Annotated in this window: 1 pseudogene; it reads right to left on the reverse strand. The window is 36.8% G+C overall.

The features are described from left to right. Window positions 1–9: 9 nt before the first annotated feature. Window positions 10–839, reverse strand: a pseudogene (locus tag F6K53_RS44255) (IS5 family transposase). Between the last annotated feature and the right edge of the window lie 320 nt (window positions 840–1159).

Genomic DNA, 1159 nt, shown 5'->3' on the forward strand with positions numbered 1-1159 from the left:
CTAAATATTTTATTTACAACAAAGTTCGTAATTATAGATTGCAGCAATCAAATTAAAGCGTAAACCGAATCTTTTTCTTCTGTTACGATATCGCTCTGACAAAATCCTAAATATTTTAAGATGTCGGTAGACATGTTCAATCATAATTCTTTGTGAAGCGTGCCTTACGATTCTCTTCTTTTTGGAGAGGTGATAATTTACTTTTGGGAGGTTTTTTATGAGGAGTCTGGCTCAGTTGATGGATTTTTACAATTCCTTGATATCCTTTATCTGCCAGACATTTAGTTGTTAATGATAGATGAGTTTTACTATTCGTAAAACTTATTAAAATCGTGCTCTTTTCCTTTACCGTAAGCAATACAGATAATCTCTTTACTGTTTTTATCCACGATTACTTGAGATTTTAAGGTGTGCTTTTTTTTCTTACCACTGTAGTAATTTTTCGGTTTTTTTTAGGGCGTTCTCTGGGAGTTTCCGTTACATCAATAACCGCTATATCGATTTGGTTACCTGACTTCAATAATTGTTTTTTTCCCGGAATCCTAAATTCTTTGGACTTAATTAAAATATTTTCGATAGAGGCGAATTATTCGGTATACTGTTGATTCATTGAGTCCCCAATGCTGACCGATATGAAAGTAAGTTCTGTACTCTCGTAAGTATTCTAGTGTCATCAATACTTGATTTTCTAGACTTAATTTAGAGGGTCTCCCGGTTTTTGTCTTCTGTTGTTCATTTTTTTCTACTAATTTCACCATCTGAGCAAAAGTCTCTTTCTTAACCCCACAAAGGCGTTTGAACTCCTGGTTAGTTAGATGTTTAACTTTTTGATAGGTCATTTTTTGTGATCATACTGATATATTTATATCTTTTTTATTGGACTTTTGCAAGAGGTCTATTGATACAAGCAGGAACAGGTGTTTTAGTTAACTTTTGCCTTCCCCTCCTGGGAGGGGTTAGGGGTGGGTTCCTCTTGCCTTGCGCGTAGCGCTATAACCTTCTTGACATCCTCCCGCCGCTAAATCAAAGATTATAGCGGGGGATTCCTAAACCTCACGATTTAGGTTTTCTGCTTCTTAGCAACAGCCTCCACCCTCAGGTGCGACCCGTGGCGAATTTAATTCGCCTACGGAAAGCGCACCTTAAGGGGTTTTATGGA

This window comes from Moorena sp. SIO4A1 (assembly GCF_010672065.1).
Taxonomy (GTDB): Bacteria; Cyanobacteriota; Cyanobacteriia; order Cyanobacteriales; family Coleofasciculaceae; genus Moorena.